Raw genomic sequence first — 15,834 nt, forward strand, 5'->3', positions numbered from 1 at the left:
GGTAGGGCTCCGCCGACGGGCGAACCGTTCCGCCCGAGGGACCTTCCTACGATCGGGGGACCAGCGTCATCGCCCTGACCGCCCGGGCCTCACCTCTCATCCCGAGGCACCCGGCCCCCGGCCGTCCCCCCGCCGTCCCCCGGCCCCTACACCCCGGGAATCTCCGCCCCCTCCATCAACCCGGTCACCTCGGTGCCGGCCGGTGTGAGCAGGAACACGTTCCGGTCGACGCGGTGCATTCCGCTCGCCAGGCCGAAGACGACTCCCGTGCTGAAGTCCAGGACCCGTTTGGCGACGTCGGCCTCCGCGCTGGTCAGGTCGAGCAGCACGGGAATGCCCGCCATCAGCGTCTCGGCGACCTCGCGGGCGTCCGCGAACACGTTGATCCGCAGCACGACGAAACGGCGCCTGGCCTCGGTCTCGGCCTCGGGCAGGGACCGGTGGTCGACCTGGGACGGCCAGGCGTCCCGGCCTCGCAGCGGTACGACCTGGGCGAGCCCCTCCCACTGTTCGTCGGTGACATCGTGGCTGTTCACCGGCATGCTCCGTCCTTGGCTCGCACTGCTGTCTGCATCGGCCAATTCTTACGCATGGTCACCCGTTCGGCCCACCAGCGACACGCTCCGCGATCCCGGCCCACCTCACACCGGCGGCCGGACGGCTGTGCAGCGGGCGTAACCCCTCATGATCAAGCCGCGTCACATCGGCGTAACGGGCATTTCGTACTGTCGACGGCATGACGACGACCCCCCGGACGCAGCAGGTACGGACGGTCTGCTCGTATTGCGGTGTGGGCTGCGGCCTGGTGCTCGACGTCGGGGCGGGTCCGGACGGCCGGCGTACGGTCCTGAAGGCGTCCGGGGACAAGGCGCACCCGGCGAACGCGGGACGGCTGTGCACGAAGGGCGCGACCACGGCCGAGATGCTCGCCGCGCCCGGCCGGCTGACCAGCGCGCTGGTCCGGGACGACCGCGGCGAGGAGCCGGTGCCCGCGCCCGTGGCCGACGCGATCGCCGAGACCGCGCGGCGGCTGCGCGCGGTCATCGACGAGCACGGGCCGGACGCGGTCGCCTTCTACGTCTCCGGGCAGATGGGCCTGGAGGCCCAGTACCTGGCGAACAAGCTGGCCAAGGGGTTCGTGCGGACCAACCAGATCGAGTCCAACTCCCGGCTGTGCATGGCGAGTGCGGGTGCCGGATACAAACTGTCGCTGGGCGCCGACGGGCCGCCGGGATCGTACGAGGACTTCGACCGGGCGGACGTCTTCCTCGTCATCGGGTCGAACATGGCCGACTGCCATCCGATCCTGTTCCTGCGGATGATGGAGCGGGTCAAGGCCGGGGCCAAACTCATCGTCGTCGATCCGCGGCGCACCGCCACCGCCGCCAAGGCCGACCTGTTTCTCCAGGTCAAGGCCGGTACGGACCTCGCGCTGCTGAACGGGCTGCTGCACCTGCTGGTCGAGAACGGGCACACCGACCCCGAGTTCGTCGCCGCGCACACCGAGGGCTGGGAGGCGATGGAGGAGTTCCTCGCCGACTACCCGCCGGCCACCGTCGCCGAGATCACCGGGCTCGCCGAGGACGACCTGCGCGCGGCCGCCCGGCTGATCGGCGAGGCCGGTGAGTGGATGAGCTGCTGGACGATGGGGCTCAACCAGTCCACGCACGGCACCTGGAACACGAACGCCCTGGTCAACCTGCATCTGGCGACGGGCGCGATCTGCCGTCCGGGCAGCGGCCCCTTCTCCCTCACCGGCCAGCCGAACGCCATGGGCGGCCGTGAGATGGGCTACATGGGGCCGGGGCTCCCCGGGCAGCGGTCGGTGCTGGTGGACGGGGAGCGGGCGTTCACCGAGGACGTGTGGGAGCTGCCGCCGGGCACGCTGCGGGCGGACGGGGTCGGCAAGGGCACCGTCGAGATGTTCCGGAAGATGGCCGACGGGGAGATCAAGGCCTGCTGGATCATCTGCACCAACCCGGTCGCCTCGGTCGCCAACCGCCGTACCGTCATCGAGGGCCTGGAGGCCGCCGAGTTCGTCGTCACCCAGGACGTGTTCGGCGACACCGAGACGAACGCGTACGCCGATGTCGTGCTGCCCGGCGCGATGTGGACGGAGGCCGAGGGGGTCTTCGTCAACAGCGAGCGCACCCTCACCCTGACCCGGGCCGTGTCCGACCCGCCCGGTGAGGCCATGGCGGACTGGCGGATCATCGCGGCCGTCGCCCGGGAGATGGGCTACGAGAAGGGCTTCTCGTACGACAGCGCCGAGGACGTCTTCGAGGAGATCCGGCGCTTCTGGAACCCCGTCACCGGGTGGGACCTGCGCGGGGTGACGTACGAGCGGCTGCGGTCGACGCCCGTGCAGTGGCCGGCCTCGGACGAGAACGGACCGGCCCGCAATCCGATCCGGTACCGGACGGGCGAGGGCGGGCTGCGCTTCCCCACCGCGAGCGGGCGGGCCGTGTTCCACGCCCGGCCGCACCTGCCGGCCGCCGAGATGCCGGACGGCGACTACCCCTTCGTCCTGAACACCGGGCGGGTGCAGCACCAGTGGCACACGCTGACCAAGACCGGGAAGGTCGCCAAGCTCAACAAGCTGAACCCCGGGCCGTTCGTGGAGCTGCATCCCGAGGACGCGCGGGAGCTGGGGGTCGTGGAGGGTGACCGGGTGGAGGTCGCCTCGCGGCGCGGGCGGGCCGTGCTGCCCGCGGTGGTCACCGACCGGGTGCGGCCGGGGGCGTGTTTCGCGCCGTTCCACTGGAACGACCTGTTCGGGGAGTACCTGAGCGTCAACGCCGTCACGAGCGACGCGGTGGATCCGGTGTCCTTCCAGCCGGAGTTCAAGGTGTGCGCGGTGTCGCTGGCGAAGGTGGCCGCGCCGGCGGAACCCGCGCGGCCGGCCCCGGCCGCCCCGCCCGCGCAGGTACTGGTCCCGACCGCCGTCACGCCGGGCGCCGACCCGTTCGGGCTCGCCCCCGCCCCGCCGCCCGTGCTGACCGCCCAGGAGCGGCTGTATCTCAGCGGGTTCCTCGCGGGCATCGACTCCGGCGCCCCCGGTGTGCCCGTGCTGCCGCCGGACGCGCCCTTCAGCCCCGAGCACGCGCTGTGGGTGAACGGCGTCCTCGCCGGTATGTACTCGCGGACGACCCGGCAGGGCGGGGGCCGCGAGACCCCGGGCCGTGAGGTCGTCATCCTGTGGGCGTCGCAGACCGGCAACGCCGAGGAGTTCGCAGGGGCCGTCGCCGACCGGCTGTCCGCCGGGGGGCACCGGGCGAAGCTCGTCGGCATGGACGAGACCGACCCGGGCACGCTCCCGTCCGGCGCCGACCTGCTGCTCATCACCAGCACCTTCGGCGACGGCGACGCCCCCGACAACGGCTCCGGCTTCTGGGAGGCGCTGGCCGGGCAGCAGGCGCCGCGCCTGGAGGGCGTCCGGTACGCCGTCCTGGCCTTCGGCGACTCCTCGTACGACGACTTCTGCGGGCACGGGCGCCGGCTCGACAAGCGGCTGGACGAGCTGGGCGCGGTACGGCTGGCGCCGCGCACGGACTGCGAACCCGACTACGACTCCGAGGCGGGGGCCTGGCTGGACCAGGTGCTCTCGGCGCTGGACACCAGGACGGAGACAGCTGCTCCGGGCACCGGGACCAAGGCAGCCCCGGACACCGGCACGGAGACAGCCGGGACTGCGGCGCGGGCCGGGACGCCGGCCGTCGGCACGCCGACCGTCGAGACGGCTCCGCCACAGCCCACGCGCTCTTCCAAGCCCGCCCCCATCACGGCCCGCCTCGTCGGCAACCGGCTGCTCAGCCGGGCCGGAGCGGGCAAGGAGGTCAGGCGGTTCACCTTCGACACGAGCGGGACCCCGCTGACGTACGAGGCGGGGGACGCGCTCGGCGTACGGCCGGTCAACTCGTCCGCGCTGGTGGAGGAGTGGCTGGCGGTGACCGGGGTGGACGGATCGGCCGCCGTGTCCGTGGAGGGGGTCGGCGAGGTGTCCTTCGCCGAGGCCCTGCGCCGGCATCTCGACATCACCCGGATCACCCCCGGCCTGCTCCGGTTCGTCGCCGAACATGTGCGGGACGACCGGGAGTTGCGCAGGCTGCTGCGGCCCGACAACAAGGACGGCCTGGCGCAGTGGAGTTGGGGGCGGCAGGCGGTGGACGTGCTCGCGGAGCATCCGGTGCGGGCGGGCGCGCGGGACTGGGCCGGCGTCCTCAAGAAGCTGCAACCGCGCCTGTACTCCATATCGTCCAGCCCGCTCGTCGACCCGCACCGGGTCTCCCTCACCGTGTCCGTGGTGCGGTACGAGAACCTGCGGGGCCGGCCGCGCGGCGGGGTCTGCTCACCCTTCCTCGCCGACACCGGGGCGGACACCCGGGTGCCGGTGTTCGTGCAGCGCTCGCCGCACTTCCGGCCGCCCGCCGACGCCTCCACGCCGATGGTGATGGTGGGCCCGGGCACCGGGGTCGCGCCCTTCGTGGGCTTCCTCCAGGAGCGGCGCGCGCTCGGACACCGGGCGCCCAACTGGCTGTTCTTCGGGGAACAGCACCGAGCCAGCGACTTCTACTACGAGGAGGAGCTCACCGAGCTGCTCGACGAGGGCACCCTGGCCCGCCTCGACACCGCCTTCTCCCGCGACCAGCGCAACAAGGTCTACGTGCAGGACCGGATGCGCGAGCACGGCCCCGAGCTGTGGCGCTGGCTCCAGGACGGCGCCCACTTCTACGTCTGCGGGGACGCCTCCCGGATGGCGAAGGACGTGGACCGGGCCCTGCGGGACATCGCCGTCGCGCACGGCGGGCTGGACGAGGCCGAGGCGGCAGCGTGGGTGAAGCAGCTGGCGGCGGCGAAGCGGTACGTCCGCGATGTCTACTGAGCGGCTGCCGCCAGTGCCGGTCCCGACCGCCGGCCGGTCACGGCGGCGGCCGGGCGGCCGGGCCTCGGCCGGTCGGCAGTCGGCAGTCGGCAGTCGGCAGTCGGCAGTCGGTCCAGGCGGCGGCCAGTCCGGGCGGCGGTTCAGGCCGCCACGGGTGTTGGTGCGTCCGGTGCCGTGATGAGGGCGATGAGGGTGGAGCGGGCCCGCGCCACCCGGGAGCGGACCGTGCCGATCGGGCAGTCGCTCAGGGCCGCCGCCTCCGCGTAGGGCAGGCCGTGCAGCTGGGTGAGGACGAAGGCCTCCCGGCGTTCCTCGGGGAGCGTGGCCAGCAGGTCGAGGAGCGCGACGCCCTCCTCGAAGCCTGGCAGCCCTCGCGGCTGGGCCCGCTCCACCGCCAGCTGCCAGTCCGGCGCGTCGCAGGGACGGGGGCGGGCGGCGGCGTACCGGTAGCCGTCGATCACCGCACGGCGGGCGATGGCCAGCAGCCAGGCGCGGGCCGAGGAGCGGCCCTCGAACAGGTGCAGGCTGCCGAGCGCCCGTACGAACGTGTCCTGTGCCAGATCGTCCACGGTCTGCGGATCTGCGCACAGGTGGGCGACGTAACGCAGGACGTCACGGTGGAGCGCGCGGACGAAGTGCTCCACGGCGTCCGGGTCACCGGTCCGCGCGGCGAGCGCCCAGGCGGTCGCCGACTCGTCGGCCGACCTCCCCGTCTCGTCCTCGTCCGGTGCTGCGGGCAGGGCGGAAGTGATCACCTGGTGTCCTTGTCGGTCATCCGGGATCCGGACCGCCGTCGGCCTGCGAGGGCACGGCGGTCCGGTGGGCGTGGGGATCCGGCCGTACGGCGCCTGTGCGGGCGTACGGCCGAGGCCCGAGGCGCACGGGGGCCGCCTCGGGACACGGGCTGTCGTCAGACGACGGCCGTCCCCACGGGAGGACCGCGAGAGCTGATCGCGTGAACGAGAAGGAGAAGGCGCGGCGCCCGGCCGGAGCGAGGGCGGCGCCCCTGCGGACGCGGACGGTAGGGCGTGGCGGGCCGGGCGAGGACCAGCCGCAGCGGAGCGGCCAGCCACCCGGCCACCGCCCGCAGGACGCGGAACGCGGCGCGCTCCCCGTAGGCCAGCCACAGCCCGCACAGCAGCGCGGCCAGCAGGTGGGCGGCGAGCATGCCGAAGGACGACGAACCGTCGCCACCCCTACCCTGCGCGTCCCCCACGACCTGCACGGCCTGCACAGCCCCCATGACTTCCATGGCTTCCATGGCTTCCATGGCTTCCATCGGAGGCGTGTGATGCATGTGGGCCATGCCCATGTGGGCCGAGCCCATGCGCGTCGACGTGACGGGCGGGGTCGCCTCCGCCGCCGGCTGCGCGAGGGAGAACGACCAGTGCAGGGCCGTCTGGGCGGCGACCACGACGGACACGATCAGCGGGAGGTCGCGTTCACGGCCCGCCAGGCACCAGCCGGCCGCTCCGGTCGCACCGAATCCGGCGGCCAGTGTCCACGCGGGCACCCGGCCGCCGGACATCATCACGTGCCCCAGGGCGGCGAGCAGCACACAGACGGCCGCGAACACCGCGGCCCGTACCGTGCGCGCACACCACCCGGCTGTCATGGCGCCTCATCCTCGCATCCACGCGCGGTTCGTCACGCCTGGGTACGGACAACCCCCCGGCCTGGAACTCATCCCCAAACCTGTGATCCCCGACACATGGGACGGGTGTGCTCACGGCCCGGTGCCCCATGGGGCCACCGGGGCGCAGCCGTCCTGACCGCCCGCCCCGCCGCCGTCCGACACGACCCCCAGAATTGGAATGAATCCATTTCTTGAACCATTCGTGTTTGTGCCGGTAGGTTGTGCGCCATGACTTCGCCCCAGAGCCGGACCACCGCCGATGAGCTGCGCGGTGCCGGCCTGCGGGTGACGGCCGCCCGTGTCGCGCTGCTGGAGACCGTCCGGGGCGGTGACCACCTCGGAGTCGAGGCCCTCGCCTCCGGAGTGCGCGACCGTGTCGGCCACATCTCCCTCCAAGCCGTGTACGACGCCCTCCACGCGCTCACCGCGGCCGGGCTCATACGCCGTATCGAACCGGCCGGCAGCCCGGCCCGGTTCGAGGGCCGCGTCGGGGACAACCACCACCACGTCGTGTGCCGGTCGTGCGGTGTCGTCGCCGACGTCGACTGCGAGGTCGGCGAGGCCCCCTGTCTGACCGCCTCGGCGGACCACGGCTTCTCGATCGACGAGGCCGAGGTCACCTACTGGGGCCTGTGCCCCGCCTGTTCCACCAGCCGCAGTGCCTGAGTACCGAGACCTGAGTACCGAGACCTGAGCAGCAAGACCTGAGCACCTGGGTCCACCCCGTTCGGAAGGATTCCCCATGACTGAGAACCACGACGCGATCGTCACCGATCCGAAGCCCGAGGAGACGGGAGGCTGCCCGGTCGCGCACGGACGCGCCCTGCACCCGACCCAGGGCGGCGGGAACCGCCAGTGGTGGCCGGAGCGCCTCAACCTGAAGATCCTCGCCAAGAACCCGGCCGTGGCCAACCCGCTCGGCGAGGAGTTCGACTACGCCGAGGCGTTCAAGAACCTCGACCTCGCGGCCGTGAAACAGGACATCGCCGAGGTGCTGACCACCTCGCAGGACTGGTGGCCCGCCGACTTCGGCAACTACGGCCCGCTGATGATCCGTATGGCCTGGCACAGCGCGGGCACCTACCGCATCAGCGACGGCCGCGGCGGCGCCGGCGCCGGCCAGCAGCGCTTCGCCCCCCTCAACAGCTGGCCGGACAACGCCAACCTCGACAAGGCCCGCCGTCTGCTGTGGCCGGTCAAGAAGAAGTACGGCCAGTCCATCTCCTGGGCCGACCTCATGATCCTCACGGGCAACGTCGCGCTGGAGCAGATGGGCTTCGAGACCTTCGGCTTCGGCGGCGGCCGTGAGGACGTCTGGGAGCCCGAGGAGGACGTGTACTGGGGTCCCGAGACCACCTGGCTCGACGACCAGCGCTACACCGGCGACCGTGAGCTGGAGAACCCCCTCGGCGCGGTCCAGATGGGCCTCATCTACGTCAACCCGGAGGGCCCCAACGGCAACCCGGACCCGCTCGCCGCGGCCCGTGACATCCGTGAGACGTTCCGCCGGATGGCGATGAACGACGAGGAGACGGTCGCCCTGATCGCGGGCGGTCACACCTTCGGCAAGACCCACGGCGCGGGCCCGGCGGACAACGTCGGCGACGACCCCGAGGCCGCCTCGCTGGAGGAGCAGGGCCTGGGCTGGAAGAACGCCTACGGCACCGGCAAGGGCGGCGACACCATCACCTCCGGTCTGGAGGTCACCTGGACCGCCACGCCCACCCAGTGGAGCAACGGCTTCTTCAAGAACCTGTTCGAGTTCGAGTACGAGCTGACCGAGTCCCCGGCCGGCGCCAAGCAGTGGGTGGCGAAGAACGCCGAGGCGATCATCCCCGACGCGCACGACGCGTCGAAGAAGCACCTCCCGACGATGCTCACCACCGACCTGGCGCTGCGCTTCGACCCGGTCTACGAGCAGATCTCGCGTCGTTTCCTGGAGAACCCGGACCAGTTCGCGGACGCCTTCGCCCGCGCCTGGTTCAAGCTGACCCACCGTGACATGGGCCCGAAGTCGCTGTACCTCGGCCCGGAGGTCCCCGAGGAGACCCTGCCGTGGCAGGACCCGCTGCCGGAGGCCGAGGGCGAGGCCATCGACGCCGAGGACATCGCGGTCCTCAAGACCAAGCTCCTCGACTCGGGACTGTCCGTCTCGCAGCTGGTGTCCACCGCGTGGGCGTCGGCCTCGACGTTCCGCGCCAGCGACAAGCGCGGCGGCGCCAACGGCGCCCGCATCCGCCTGGAGCCGCAGCGCGCGTGGGAGGCCAACGACCCCGACCAGCTCGCCACGGTGCTGCGCACCCTTGAGGGGATCCAGCGGGAGTTCAACTCCGGCGCCAAGAAGGTCTCCCTGGCCGACCTGATCGTGCTCGGTGGCGTCGCGGCCGTCGAGCGGGCCGCCAAGGAGGCCGGCTTCCAGGTCGAGGTGCCGTTCACGCCGGGCCGGGTGGACGCCTCGCAGGAGCAGACCGACGTGGAGTCGTTCGCCGCGCTGGAGCCGACCGCCGACGGGTTCCGCAACTACCTCGGCAAGGGCAACCGCCTGCCGGCCGAGTTCCTGCTGCTCGACAAGGCGAACCTGCTCAGCCTCAGCGCCCCCGAGATGACCGTCCTCGTCGGCGGCCTGCGCGTGCTGGGCGCGAACCACCAGCAGTCGCAGCTCGGCGTCCTCACCACGACCCCCGGGTCGCTGACCAACGACTTCTTCGTCAACCTGCTCGACCTGGGCACGACGTGGAAGGCGACGTCCGAGGACCAGACCACCTTCGAGGGCCGCGACGCCGCCACGGGTGAGATCAAGTGGGCCGGCAGCCGTGCCGACCTCGTCTTCGGCTCGAACTCCGAGCTGCGCGCGCTCGCCGAGGTGTACGCGAGCGACGACGCGAAGGAGAAGTTCGTGAAGGACTTCGTCGCCGCGTGGGACAAGGTCATGAACCTGGACCGGTTCGACCTGGTCTGATCGTCACGCGGAACGTCCGGGCCGGCCCGGGGGGCCGGCCCGGACGTCTGCCTTTCTCCCCCGTCACTCCTCGTCGCCCCGTCTCCCCCGTCACTTCCCGTACGCCTGCCTCCAGCGCGCCCGATGGCGACAGTCGCCCTGTCCGCGGCCGTTGACCTCGCTCAGGGACAGGAGGGAGGCCCCGTTGTTCCACAGGCCGAGGTGGTCGCGGTGGACGGCGAGGATGCCGTGCCGCAGGGCGAAGGTCTCGGCGGGGCGACTGAACCGCGTGGTCGTCACGAACACGGCCAGGTCGGCCCCGAAGTGCACCCGGGCGCCCAGCAGATCGCGCAGTTCCCGGCTGGCGATCGTGCTGCTCGGGGCGTAGCGCTTGCACTGGATCACCATCGTGCGGCCGTCCGGGAGCCGGCCGACGACGTCGGCGCCGTTGTCGTTCGCGCCGCCCACCCGCCGGACCTCGGTGCATCCGTCCCGCCGGCACAGGCCCGCGACCATGTCCTCGAACTCGGTCCCCGTCATCGCGTCGGCCTCGGCGAGTGTCCGGCGGCCGGCGCGCAGCGCCTCCTCCCGCCGCCAGGCACGGTCCCGCCCGCGGACGAGCCGGTCCGTGCGCCACAGCCACCACCCGGCCGCCGCGGCACCGCCGAGGAGCAGGGCTCCCGTGACGTACGGCCACACCGTCGACCAGAAGACCACCGACAGGGCCAGCGCCAGGGCACCGCCCGCCGCGCCCCGCTTCAGCCGTGCCGCCCGCCGGCGGCGAGCAGCCGTGCCCCGTCCACGCCCGGCCATGATCCGCCCCCCTCTGTCTCCTTGTCTCGCAGTCTGAGCAGCCCGGCGGGGTGTGAGAAGGGCGCGAGCCGGCCATGGCGGGATCGTGTCGCCGCCGGCTGCGGGCGGGGCGTACCGCAGGCGCCGGACGGTCCGTTCCCCGGCGTTCAGCCGTGCAGCGAGCGGTACGCCGCTGCCGCTCCGGGGTGCAGGGCGATGCTGCCGGTACCGATCAGGCTGCGGACGTCGAGGAACTGAGTGCCGACGGCGTTGCCGGGGACGAGCGCGGTAGCGCGCAGCACCAGCAGGCGGGTGAGCGCGTCGGCCACGGTGCGGGAGAGGTCGGGGCGGCACACCAGCAGGTTGGACACCCCGATCGTGGCGACGCCGCCCGCCGTCCGGTACGCGCCCTGCGGCAAGGTCACCTCCTCCAGGCCCGAGCCGGCCCGGCCGGCACGGTCGCTGAGCCGGGGCAGCAGGCCGGCCAGCGGCAGGAAGCGCAGGCCAGGGCTCTCGTCGAGGTCGGACAGGACGGGCAGCGGTACCCCGCCCGCGACGAGCAGGGCGTCCACGGAGCCCGCCCGCACGGCGTCTGCCGCGACGGCCAGCGGGAGGTGCCGTACGGGCACGTCGGTGCCGGGCGACAGACCCGCGGCGTGCAGGAGCCGTTCGCCGAGTTCAGCCGCGCCCGATCCGGCCGCGCCGAGCGAGACGGTGTGTCCGGCCAGGTCGGACACGGCCCGCACGGACGAATCGGCGCGGACGGCGAACTGGAGATACGTCTCGTACACCCGGCCGATCGCGCGCAGGGGCACCGGGCGCGGGAAGAGTGCGGTGCCCTGGGCGGCCCGTGCGGTGTCGGTGAGGACGAGGGCGAGGTCGGCCTGGCGGTCGCGCAGCAGCCGGATGTTGGCGACGCTGCCCGCGGTGGTGCGCACGCGGCAGCCCAGGCGGGGGTACTCCGCTTGGAGTTCGGCGGCCAGAAGGCGGCCGAAGGCCTCGTAGAACGCTGTGGGTTCACCGGTCGCGAAGCGCAGGACACCGCTCGGTCCGGGACGCTGCGACGAGGTGTCACCGGTGAGCGCGCCGCCGAGGACGGCGACGGCCGCCGTGCCGAGAGCGGCACGCACCGCCGTGCGGCGGTCGACGGGGCGGGTCACGGCGCGTCCCCGTGAGCGCGCCGAGGCGAGAACCGAGGCGACGTACCCAGGCGTGCCCCGCGCCACGCGACACCCGGCCCGCCGCCGTGCGCGGTACCGCGTCCCCCGTTCACCGCGCGCCCCCGTCCGCCCGGCTTCCCGGCAGGACCGCCCTGGCCCGCAGTCCCCGGGGGTGTGCCGATGCCAGTTCCAGCCGGCCGTCGCGGCCCGCCAGCAGTTGTTCGGCGATGGCCAGCCCCAGTCCCGTACCCGTGGTGCCGTTCTGCCGGCCCGAGCGCCAGAACCTCGTGGTGGCCAGGGTGAGTTCGCCGGGATGGAGGCCGGGGCCGTCGTCGGTGACCGTGAGGACCGTGAGCGGGCCCTCGGTCGTACAGGACAGCGAGATCTCGGCGTCCCGGCCCGCGTACTTGATGGCGTTGTCCAGGAGGACGTCCGTGACCTGGGCGAGTTCGCGGTCGGTGCAGGCGGCCGTGACGGGCGCCGGAGCGTCCCGGAGGGTGAGGCGGGCGCCGGCGCGGCGTGCGACCGGCTCCCACAGCCGGTACTGGTCGGCCGCGACCGCCATCGCGTCGCAGTGCGCGTCCGAGCCGTCGGTCACGGTCAGTTCCCCGGCCCGGTGTTCCGCCGCGGCCAGGGCGAGCAGGTCGTCGAGGAGCGTTTCCAGGCGGTCGAGCTCGGTGGTGACGCCGGTGTAGGTACGGTCGGCGGACCTGGGCAGATGGGCGTGCAGGGCGTCGACGCGCAGCCGGAGCGCCGCCATGGGGTTGCGCATCTGGTGCGAGGTGTCGGCGACGAGCCGGCGTTGCTGTTCCAGGGCCGCCGTGACGGTACGCGCCATACGGTTGAAGCCGATGGCCAGCTGGCGGAGCTCGGGCGGGCCGCCGGCCCGGGTCTGTTCGGGCGGCAGGCCCGCCGCGAGCTGGCCGACCGCGCGGTCGAGGCGGCGCAGCGGGCTGACCACCCAGCCGGTCGCGGCCCGGGCGAGGACCGTGCAGGCGAGGGCGACCAGAGCCGTTCCGGCGAGGACCGCGGCCCAGCGCCGGGCGATGTCCTGCGCGGCGGTCCCCACCGAGGCCCGCAGCACGACGGCACCGGAGACCCGGGTCCCGGTGCCCGCGGGTTCGGCGAACATCCGGTACCCCTGTGACCAGGGCCGCAGCGAGCCCGCGGGGTGCGCGGTCTGGTTGCGCAGGGCCGCGTCGAGCAGCCGGGCGACGGCGGGATCGGCGGCCCTCATGCCGCCGGTCTGGACGACGGGGCTGCGGCGCGTGTCGGTGACGACCAGCGGCTCGCCGTACAGCCGGGTGTAGCGGCGCGCCTCGGCGGTGAGCGCGGAGGTGTCGCCGGTCGCCGCGGCCTGGTCCATGAGCGACGCGAAGCGGTCGAGGTCGGCGCTGCGGGAGAGGACCAGCTGCTGGGTGCGGTCGGAGGCGGTGAACAGCAGCAGCGGTACGGCGAACGCGGCGACCGCGAGGACGGCGAACACCAGCAGCGCGGCCTGGACCCGGGTGCGCACGCGTCGGCTCCTCAGTCCTCGGAGTCCCCGAAACGGTAGCCGAAGCCCCGGATCGTGGTGAGCAGCTCGGGGCGGCGCAGTTTGGCGCGCAGCTGGGTGAGGTGGACGTCGAGGGAGCGGGACACGGAGTGGTGGGCGTCGCCCCACACCTCGTCCAGGAGCTGTTCCCGGCTGACCGCCGTGCCCGCCCGGCCGGCCAGCACGGCGAGGATGCCGAACTCCTTGGTGGTCAGCTCGACCGCCGTCCCGGCGACCCGGACGCGGCGGGCGTCGAGGTCGACCTCGACGTCTTTGGCGCGGACCGTCCGTACCGGCGGAGCGCCCTTCGCGGCGGTGCGCCGGGTGACGGTCTCGATGCGGGCGAGGAGTTCGGCCAGGCGTACCGGCTTGACGAGATAGTCGTCGGCGCCGAGCCGCAGGCCGCGCACGACCGAGCGCTCGTCGCCGCGCGCGGTGAGCACGACGACCGGCAGGTCGCTGACCGCACGGACCGCGCGCAGCACGTCCAGACCGTCGATGTCGGGCAGGCCCAGGTCCAGAAGCAGCAGGTCGGAGCTGCGGTGGTAGGTCATCACCGCACTGCCGTACCGGACCCGCCTGGTGACATGCCCATGGTCGTACAGGACCTCCACGAGCGCCGCGGCCACCCCGTCGTCGTCCTCGGCCAGCAGTATCTGCACCCTGCCCGCCTCCTCTCAGCCGCTTCCCTGGTCCGCCGGTTCCGAATGTAAACCACATGGTCGGGGGGCCGGCCGGAGTGTTAAGGGGACGTTAGTTCTGTGTTCCGGTGTCTCGCCGGGCCGCGCCGGACGGAGCCAGGCTGCACGGCAACCCGGATCCGGCACCCGGGCACCCGGCACCTGGAGAAGGACACCGTAATGATCATCGACTGTCACGGTCACTACACGACCGCGCCGCCGGCGCTGGAGGCCTGGCGGACCCGGCAGATCGCCTCCCTCACCGACCCTTCGGCCGCCCCCGCCCGCGCGGACCTGCGCATCGGCGACGACGAGCTGCGCGAGAGCATCGAGTCGAACCAGCTGCGGCTGATGGACGAGCGCGGCGTCGACGTGACGATCTTCTCGCCCCGCGCGTCGTTCATGGCGCACCACATCGGCGGCTTCGACACCTCCGCCGCCTGGGCGGCGATCTGCAACGAACTGTGCTTCCGGGTCAGCGAGTTGTACCCGCGGCGGTTCGTGCCCGCCGCGATGCTCCCGCAGTCGCCCGGCGTCGACCCCGCGACCTGTCTTCCCGAACTCACCCGGTGCGTCGAGGAGTTCGGTGCGGTGGCCCTGAACCTGAACCCCGACCCGTCGGGCGGTCACTGGACCGCCCCGCCGCTGACGGACCGCTCGTGGTACCCCGTCTACGAGAAGATGGTGGAGTACGACATCCCGGCGATGATCCACGTCAGTACGAGCGTCAACCCCGCCTTCCACACCACCGGCGCGCACTACCTCAACGCCGACACCACGGCGTTCATGCAGCTGGTGCAGGGTGACCTGTTCGCCGACTTCCCGACCCTGCGGTTCGTCATCCCGCACGGCGGCGGCGCGGTCCCGTACCACTGGGGCCGCTTCCGGGGCCTGGCGATGGCGCTCGGCAGGCCTCCGCTGGAGGAACACGTCCTCGGGAACGTCTACTTCGACACGTGCGTGTACCACCAGCCCGGCTCGGACCTGCTGTTCGAGGTCATCCCGGCCAGGAACATCCTCTTCGCCTCGGAAATGATCGGCGCCGTCCGCGACATCGACCCGTGCACCGGCCACCACTTCGACGACACCCGTCGCTACGCGGAGGCGGCCGAGCTGCCCGCTCAGGACCTGGCGGCGATCCAGGAGCACAACGCGCGTGCCGCGTACCCGCGCCTGGACGCACTGCTGAAGCGCCAGGGCCGGTGAGCCGCGTGAACATCCCCTCCGCCATGTCTCCCTCGTCTCCCTCGTCTCCCTCGTCTCCCCTCTCCCCCAAGACCCCCGGCTGGCTGGACTGGTACCGGAACCCCTCCAAGCCGACGTTCCGGCTGCCGCCCGGCACCGTCGACACCCACTGCCATGTCTTCGGCCCGCAGGCCGAGTTCCCCTTCGCGCCGGAGCGGAAGTACACGCCCTGCGACGGCGGCAAGGACGAACTGTTCGCGCTCCGCGACCACTTGGGTGTCGCCCGCAACGTCATCGTGCAGGCCACCTGCCACGGCGCGGACAACTCCGCGATGGCCGACGCCGTCCGGGCGTCCGGCGGCAGGGCACGCGGCATCGCGACCGTCCGGCCGGACATCGGCGCGGCCGAACTGCGCGCACTCGACGCGGCGGGTGTGCGCGGGGTGCGGTTCAACTTCGTCCGGCGGCTGGTCGACGCCTCGCCCGAGGACGGCCTGCGCACGATCGCGAGGAAGATCGCCCCGCTGGGCTGGCACATCGTCCTCTACTTCGAGAGCGCCGACCTGCCCGAACTGGAGGGCTTCTTCCGCTCGTTGCCCACCCCGCTGGTGGTGGACCACCTGGGCCGGCCGGACGTGACCCGGCCGGTGGACGGTCCGGAGTTCACCCGGTTCCTGCGCTTCGTCGAGGCGGGCGACGTCTGGGTGAAGGTGACCTGCCCCGAGCGCCTCAGCCTGACCGGCCCCGCCGCCCTCGACGGTGAGCGGCACGCCTACGCCGACGTCGTCCCGTTCGGCCGTCGTGTGGTGCGGGAGTTCCCCGACCGGGTCCTGTGGGGCACCGACTGGCCGCACCCCAACCTCACCGGCCACATGCCCGACGACGGGCTCCTCGTCGACCACGTCCCCCAGGTCGCGGTGACCGCCGAGGAGCAGCACAAGCTGCTCGTCGGCAACCCCATGCGCCTGTACTGGCCGGGCGAGGACGTCTGAGCCACCGGCCGGCCACCTGCCCACCCCCAGCTCCC

Annotated in this window: 12 protein-coding genes; 5 read left to right on the forward strand and 7 right to left on the reverse strand. The window is 72.8% G+C overall.

What is annotated here, in order from left to right; genetic code table 11:
* Window positions 1–146 precede the first annotated feature (146 nt).
* The gene (locus tag ACWD0J_RS22870) at window positions 147–542 is read right to left on the reverse strand and encodes a cell division protein SepF (protein ID WP_451497656.1); all 396 of its coding nucleotides are present in this window, start codon (window positions 540–542) and stop codon (window positions 147–149) included.
* Between the two features lie 194 nt (window positions 543–736).
* On the opposite strand from ACWD0J_RS22870, the gene ACWD0J_RS22875 reads away from it, so the two are divergent.
* Window positions 737–4,882, forward strand: a complete 4,146-nt coding sequence (locus tag ACWD0J_RS22875) for a molybdopterin-dependent oxidoreductase (RefSeq protein ID WP_451497657.1) — start codon at window positions 737–739, stop codon at window positions 4,880–4,882.
* Between the two features lie 140 nt (window positions 4,883–5,022).
* Here ACWD0J_RS22875 and ACWD0J_RS22880 read toward each other — a convergent pair whose 3' ends face one another.
* Together ACWD0J_RS22880 and ACWD0J_RS22885 are read right to left on the reverse strand one after the other, a co-directional pair.
* Window positions 5,023–5,637, reverse strand: a complete 615-nt coding sequence (locus ACWD0J_RS22880) for a sigma-70 family RNA polymerase sigma factor (protein ID WP_451497658.1) — start codon at window positions 5,635–5,637, stop codon at window positions 5,023–5,025.
* A gap of 155 nt (window positions 5,638–5,792) precedes the next feature.
* Window positions 5,793–6,497, reverse strand: coding sequence for a hypothetical protein (locus tag ACWD0J_RS22885; protein WP_451497659.1), 705 nt, complete (start codon window positions 6,495–6,497; stop codon window positions 5,793–5,795).
* A gap of 249 nt (window positions 6,498–6,746) precedes the next feature.
* Here ACWD0J_RS22885 and ACWD0J_RS22890 point away from each other — a divergent pair, with 249 nt between their 5' ends.
* Window positions 6,747–7,184 carry a Fur family transcriptional regulator gene (locus tag ACWD0J_RS22890; protein ID WP_451497660.1) on the forward strand — a complete coding sequence of 146 codons (438 nt, stop codon included), beginning with the start codon at window positions 6,747–6,749 and terminating at the stop codon, window positions 7,182–7,184.
* Between the two features lie 76 nt (window positions 7,185–7,260).
* Window positions 7,261–9,477, forward strand: a complete 2,217-nt coding sequence (gene katG / locus ACWD0J_RS22895; RefSeq protein ID WP_451497661.1) for a catalase/peroxidase HPI — start codon at window positions 7,261–7,263, stop codon at window positions 9,475–9,477.
* A 90-nt stretch (window positions 9,478–9,567) separates the two neighbouring features.
* On the opposite strand, the gene ACWD0J_RS22900 is transcribed toward katG, so the two are convergent.
* The 4 genes from ACWD0J_RS22900 to ACWD0J_RS22915 all read right to left on the reverse strand — a co-directional run bounded on the left by ACWD0J_RS22900 (window position 9,568) and on the right by ACWD0J_RS22915 (window position 13,604).
* Window positions 9,568–10,269 carry a restriction endonuclease gene (locus ACWD0J_RS22900; protein ID WP_451497662.1) on the reverse strand — a complete coding sequence of 234 codons (702 nt, stop codon included), beginning with the start codon at window positions 10,267–10,269 and terminating at the stop codon, window positions 9,568–9,570.
* A 146-nt stretch (window positions 10,270–10,415) separates the two neighbouring features.
* Window positions 10,416–11,408 carry a TAXI family TRAP transporter solute-binding subunit gene (locus ACWD0J_RS22905; protein WP_451497663.1) on the reverse strand — a complete coding sequence of 331 codons (993 nt, stop codon included), beginning with the start codon at window positions 11,406–11,408 and terminating at the stop codon, window positions 10,416–10,418.
* A 109-nt stretch (window positions 11,409–11,517) separates the two neighbouring features.
* A complete protein-coding gene (locus ACWD0J_RS22910; RefSeq protein WP_451497664.1) occupies window positions 11,518–12,924 on the reverse strand; it encodes a sensor histidine kinase in 1,407 nt (468 codons plus the stop codon).
* Window positions 12,925–12,935: 11 nt separating this feature from the next.
* Complete coding sequence (locus ACWD0J_RS22915) at window positions 12,936–13,604, reverse strand: response regulator transcription factor (RefSeq protein WP_451497665.1); 669 nt, start codon at window positions 13,602–13,604, stop codon at window positions 12,936–12,938.
* 198 nt (window positions 13,605–13,802) lie between these two features.
* Here ACWD0J_RS22915 and ACWD0J_RS22920 point away from each other — a divergent pair, with 198 nt between their 5' ends.
* The gene (locus tag ACWD0J_RS22920) at window positions 13,803–14,828 is read left to right on the forward strand and encodes an amidohydrolase family protein (RefSeq protein WP_451497666.1); all 1,026 of its coding nucleotides are present in this window, start codon (window positions 13,803–13,805) and stop codon (window positions 14,826–14,828) included.
* A gap of 23 nt (window positions 14,829–14,851) precedes the next feature.
* Window positions 14,852–15,799, forward strand: coding sequence for an amidohydrolase family protein (locus ACWD0J_RS22925; RefSeq protein WP_451497667.1), 948 nt, complete (start codon window positions 14,852–14,854; stop codon window positions 15,797–15,799).
* Window positions 15,800–15,834: the final 35 nt, after the last annotated feature.

It is taken from the genome of Streptomyces sp. NPDC003011, assembly GCF_053591515.1.